We start from the raw sequence: 5482 nt of genomic DNA, 5'->3' as shown, positions 1-5482 counted from the left end.
ACGCCGCCGGCGCCCCCGCGCGTCATCCCGCGCGCCTATCACCAGTCCGCCACGCCACCTCCGCCGAGCGGCGCGTCGCTGGTCACGCTCACCCTGCTGCTGACCGCCCCGGCCGTGCTCGCCGCCGCCATGCTGCGGCCGCGGGGAGGCGGCGGCGGGCGCCGCGGCTGACGCCCGAACGCCCTGCCCGGCCGTCTCTCCGCCCGTACGAACCGGTGGCCGCGCGGTCCTCCGCACCGCCCGGCCGCCGGCGCCCTTCGCGCACTTCTGCCCGTACCCGCACTCTCGTCTCCGGAGGTTTCCCTTGTCCGAGTGGCTGGTCCTGGTCCTCGCCATGGCCGCGGCATGCGCGGTCGTGCTGACCATCACCGTGCTCAGGGAGCGCAGGCTCAGCGAGGACGACGACCCGAGCGAGACGCCCGACGTCATCGAGTACATGACGATGATGGTCGGCGTCGTCTACGCCATCGTGCTGGGCCTGGCCATCGCCGGCGTCTGGGAGGCCCGCAACAGCGCCCAGGACGTGGTCCGCGCCGAGGCCCAGGCGCTGCACGAGGTCAGCGAGCGGGTGCAGGCGTACGCGCCCGCGGCGCGGGACCGCACCCGCGAGGACGTCAACACCTACGTGACGTACGTGGTGAACAAGGAGTGGCCCGTGATGCTCAAGCGCGGCGAGCTCACCGACCGCGGGGCGATGCTGCTGGACAAGGTGCGCGAGGACCTCACCTCGTACGAGCCGCGCAACGACCACGAGGGCCAGTCCTACCAGCCGCTGCTGGACCAGATCGGCGCCGCGGACACCGCGCGCAACACCCGGGCGCAGAACGCGGGCGACACGATGCCGGGCGTGGTGTGGTTCGGGCTGGTCGCGGGCGCGTTCGTGGCCGTGGGGCTCATCTTCACGCTGCAGATCCGGCGCTCCCCGCGCGAGCTGCTCCTGGCAGGTCTCTACAGCGCCCTCATCGCCTTCCTGCTCTTCCTCATCTGGGACTTCAACTCGCCGTTCGGCCACGAGATCGCGGATACGACGAGCCCGTTCACGGACTTGTTCGCCGTCTGAGCGGCCCCGCGGCGCACGCCCCGCCCGCTCACCACCTCACCGGCAGGCGTTTGAGGCCGTTCTGGAAGTTCGACGTGAGCCGCACCGCCTCGCCCGCCCGTTCCAGGCCGGGCATCCGGTCGAGGACCGCCCGCAGCAGGGCGCGCATCTGCGCGCGGGCGAGGTGGGCACCCAGGCAGAAGTGCGGGCCGAAGCCGAAACTGACGTGGTCGTTGGGGCTGCGGGTGATGTCGAAGCGGTCGGGGTCGGGGAAGACGCGCTCGTCGCGGTTGGCGGACGGGTGGAAGACCACGACCTTCTCGCCGCGCCGGATGCGCTGCCCGCCGAGCTCGGTGTCGCGGGCGGCGGTGCGCCGGAAGTGCACCACAGGCGACCAGTAGCGCAGCATCTCCTCCACGGCCGGGGGAACCAGCTCCGGCCGGGAGCGCAGGAGCGCGAACTGGCCGGGGTGGTCGAGGAGGGCGAGCATCCCTCCGGGCAGGGCGTTCCGCGGGGCCTCGCTCCCCGCGACCGCGAAGAGGAAGAACATCATCTCGAACTCGTCCCGCGTCAGGCCCCCTTCGCGCATGATCGCCATCACGCTGCCGGGCACCGGCCGCCCGGCCAGGGCATGGGCGTAGTGGAACATGTCGGCCAGCGCCTCGCGCGAGCGCGGGTTGACCGGGTGCCCGTCGGGCCGGGTGCGCGGGGCGGGGCGGCGGGCGAGGGCGTCGCGCCCCATGGGAGTGAGCCCGTCCCGGGCGGCGGTGTCCGACCGTGCGTAGTCCGTGTCCTGGTAGCCGATGATCCTGTTCGCCCAGTCGTAGATCAGCGCGCCGTCCTCCTGCGGCACGCCCAGGATGTGGGCGAGGGTCCGTATGGGCAGGTCGGCGGTGAGCGCCACGAAGTCGGCCTCGCCGCGGCCGGCGGCGCCGTCGACCAGTGCGCGGGCCCGTGCGTCGATCACGGCCTCCAGTTCGCGCACGGCGCGCGGCGTGAGCGACGCGGCGACGATCCGGCGCAGCCTGCTGTGGCCGGGCGGGTCCTGGTTGAGCATGGTGGCCCGTACGAAGTGCAGGTCGGCCTCGGTGTCGGGGTCGCGCAGCTGGGTGGCGCCCAGGTGCGAGGAGAAGGTCTCCGGGCTGCGCAGGACGTGCTTGACGTCGGCGTGCCGGAAGACCGCCCAGAAGCCGGGGCCCGGCGGCCAGGGGCCGACGGCCGGCTCGCCGATGCGGCACACGGGGCTCTCGTCCCGCAGCTCCCGGAAGCGGGCGTACGGCACGCCGCGGGCGTAGGTGGCGGGCAGGAAGACGTCGGCGGTCACCTGTTCTACGGTCACGCCGGGACCGTAGACCCTCCTCTGGCGGGCGGGTCAAGGGCTCGCCACAATGTGTGGGGTGACCATCGGCCGGCACAACGGACGGAGGTACGGACAGTGACTGACATCAGGTCCGACAGGGCGGGCCCGCCCCGCGTCGTGGACGAGGCCGAGGCGGAGGCCCTGGTCCGCGGGATCTGTTTCAAGACGGGCCCGCCGCGCTTCCTCGGTGTCGAGCTGGAATGGCTCGTCCACGACCTGCAGGATCCCTCCCGGCCCGTCTCCCCCCGCCGTCTGGCAGCCGCCGCAGACCGGCTGCAGGCCCTCCCCCTCCGCTCCCTGATCACGATCGAGCCCGGCGGCCAGCTGGAGTTCAGCTCCCGGCCCGCGGAATCCCTCACCGCCTGTGTGGAAGAGGTCTCCGCCGATCTGGCCGCGGCCCGCCCGGCGCTCCGCTCCCTCGGGCTCTCCCTCGCCGGCTACGGCAAGGACCCCTGGCATCCCCCGCGCCGTGTCCTCACCACGCCCCGCTACCGGGCGATGGAGGACTTCCACGACCACTGGGGCGGCGCGGGCCGCACCGTGATGACGAAGACCGCATCGGTGCAGGTGTGCGTCGACGCCGGGCACGAGGAGCCCGGGCCGCTCGGCTTCGGGCGGCGCTGGCGGCTGGCGCACCTGCTGGGCGCGGTCCTCGTGGCCGCGTTCGCCAACTCGCCGCTGGACGGGGGCCGTCCCACCGGCTGGCGCTCCACCCGGCAGGCCTGCTATGAGCGGATGGACCCGAGCCGCACGCTGGCCCCCGCCGAGGACCTCGACCCGCGCGCGGCGTGGGCCGCGTACGCCCTGGACGCACGCATCATGTGCGTGCGGTCCGGGCAGGGCCCGTGGGAGCCGCCCTGGGGGCTGGACCTGCGCGGCTGGACCCGTTCGGCGCGGCCCCGGCCGGCCACGGCCGAGGACGTGGCGTACCACCTGACCACGCTCTTCCCGCCGGTGCGGCCCCGGGGCCACCTGGAGCTGCGCATGATCGACGCCCAGCCGGGCGAGGACGGCTGGGCGGTGCCGCTGGCCGTCACGGCCGCCCTCTTCGACGACCCCGTGGCCGCAGAGACGTCCTACCGGGCCGTCAAGGCCCTGGCCGACACGGCGGGCCAGGAGCCCGCCCCGCGCAATGCGCTGTGGCGCAACGCCGCGCGTTCCGGGCTCGCCGACCCCGAGCTGCACGCCGCCGCCGTCGCCTGCTTCGCCGCCGCCCGCGAGGCCCTGCCCCGGCTCGGCGCCACGCCCCGCGTCCTGGCGGCCGTCGACGCCTTCACCGGGCGCTACGTCGACCGCGGCCGCTGTCCCGCCGACGACCTCCTGGACCGCCTCGCCGGCGAGCCGGTGCCGGAGAGCAAGGAGAGCACCGCATGACCGCCCCCGGCACGGATCCCGGCGTCCTCCGCCGGCGCGCCACGGACGCCCTGCTCCGCGCCCGTGCGCGCACCCGGCTCCTCACCGGCTGCGTCGACGACCGCGACCTGACCGCGCAGCACTCGCCCCTGATGTCCCCGCTCGTGTGGGACCTGGCGCACATCGGCAACCAGGAGGAGCAGTGGCTCCTGCGCGCCGTGGGCGGGCACGAGGCGCTGCGCCCGGAGCTCGACCCGCTGTACGACGCGTTCCAGCACCCGAGAGCCGCGCGGCCGGCACTGCCGCTGCTGCGGCCCGCCGAGGCCCGTGCTTACGTCGCGGACGTCCGCGGCCGGGTGCTGGACGTGCTGGACGCCGTCCCGTTCGAGGGGCGTCCGCTGGTGGAGTCCGGCTTCGCGTTCGGCATGATCGCCCAGCACGAGCAGCAGCACGACGAGACCATGCTGATCACCCATCAGCTGCGCCGGGGGGCGGCGGCGCTCGGCGCGCCCGAGCCGCCGCCGGCCGCGCCGGACGCCGGGGCGCTGCCGTCCGAGGTGCTGGTCGAGGGCGGCCCGTTCACGATGGGCACGTCGGCGGAGCCGTGGGCGCTGGACAACGAGCGGCCCGCCCACCACCGCTTCGTGCCGTCGTTCTTCATCGACACGCTGCCGGTGAGCAACGGCGCCTACCTGCGCTTCGTCGAGGACGGCGGCTACGGCGACGCCCGCTGGTGGCACCCGGAGGGGTGGCGGCAGGTCCGCGCGCACAAGCTGGTGGCCCCGCTGTTCTGGCGGCGCTCGGGCTCGCGCTGGCTGCGGCGGCGCTTCGGCGCCGTCGAGCCCGTGCCGCCCGATGAGCCGGTCCTGCACGTCAGCTGGTACGAGGCCGCGGCGTACGCCGCGTGGGCGGGGCGGCGGCTGCCCACCGAGGCCGAGTGGGAGAAGGCCGCCCGGCACGACCCCGTCTCGGGCAGGTCCCGGCGCTATCCGTGGGGCGACGCCGACCCGGCGCCCGAGCACGCCAACCTCGGCCAGCGGCACCTGCGGCCGGCCCCGGTGGGGGCGTATCCGGAGGGCGCCTCGCCGCTGGGCGTCCGGCAGCTGATCGGCGATGTGTGGGAGTGGACGGCCAGCGACTTCCTGCCCTACCCGGGGTTCCGGGCCTTCCCCTACCGGGAGTACTCGGAGGTCTTCTTCGGCAGCGCCCACAAGGTGCTGCGCGGGGGCTCCTTCGCCGTCGACCCGGTCGCCTGCCGGGGCACGTTCCGCAACTGGGACCTCCCGGTCCGCCGGCAGATCTTCGCCGGTTTCCGCACCGCGCGCGACGCCGAGCCCGCCTGATGTGCCGTCACATCGCGGTCCTGGGCCCGGCGGAGCCGATCGGCGCGAGCGTCGCGGACCCGCCGCACTCGCTGGTGCGCCAGTCCTGGGCGCCGCGCATGCAGCGGCACGGCACGGTCAACGCGGACGGCTTCGGCGTGGGCTGGTACGCGGACGGAGACCCGGTGCCCGCGCGCTACCGGCGCGCCGGGCCGGTCTGGGCCGACCTGTCCTTCGCCGACCTCGCCCGCGTCGTCCGCACCCGCGCCCTCCTCGCGGCGGTGCGGGACGCCACCGGCGCGGGCGCCGACGGGGAGGCCGCCGCCGCGCCGTTCACCGCCGGGCCGTGGCTGTTCAGCCACAACGGCGCGGTCGCCGGCTGGCCGGGCAGCGCCGCGCCACTGGCCG

The 5482-nt window shown here is 75.2% G+C and carries 4 protein-coding genes and 1 pseudogene; 4 read left to right on the top strand and 1 reads right to left on the bottom strand.

Features of this window, described 5'->3' with window-relative positions; translation table 11 throughout:
* The first annotated feature begins 304 nt into the window (after positions 1-304).
* On the top strand, positions 305-1060 hold the full coding sequence (locus tag B7P34_RS34800; RefSeq protein ID WP_106682138.1) for a DUF4239 domain-containing protein: 756 nt from the start codon (positions 305-307) through the stop codon (positions 1058-1060).
* A gap of 28 nt (positions 1061-1088) precedes the next feature.
* Here the strand turns inward: B7P34_RS34800 and B7P34_RS34795 are convergent, their stop codons facing one another.
* On the bottom strand, positions 1089-2378 hold the full coding sequence (locus B7P34_RS34795; protein ID WP_223268559.1) for a cytochrome P450: 1290 nt from the start codon (positions 2376-2378) through the stop codon (positions 1089-1091).
* Positions 2379-2474: 96 nt separating this feature from the next.
* On the opposite strand from B7P34_RS34795, the gene egtA reads away from it, so the two are divergent.
* The 3 genes and pseudogenes from egtA to B7P34_RS34780 all read left to right on the top strand — a co-directional run.
* Positions 2475-3773, top strand: coding sequence for an ergothioneine biosynthesis glutamate--cysteine ligase EgtA (egtA, locus tag B7P34_RS34790; protein ID WP_106682136.1), 1299 nt, complete (start codon positions 2475-2477; stop codon positions 3771-3773).
* Positions 3770-5095, top strand: coding sequence for an ergothioneine biosynthesis protein EgtB (gene egtB / locus B7P34_RS34785; protein ID WP_106682135.1), 1326 nt, complete (start codon positions 3770-3772; stop codon positions 5093-5095). The genes egtA and egtB overlap by 4 nt, the downstream gene beginning before the upstream one ends.
* Positions 5095-5482 (top strand): annotated as a pseudogene (locus tag B7P34_RS34780) (class II glutamine amidotransferase); the annotation flags it as partial. The gene egtB and the pseudogene B7P34_RS34780, both read left to right, overlap by 1 nt.

Source organism: Streptosporangium nondiastaticum (genome assembly GCF_003011965.1).
GTDB classification, from domain to species: Bacteria; Actinomycetota; Actinomycetes; order Streptomycetales; family Streptomycetaceae; genus Streptomyces; species Streptomyces nondiastaticus.
Note: the sequence above shows the minus strand (reverse complement) of the source record. Positions and strands in the feature narration are given on the sequence as shown.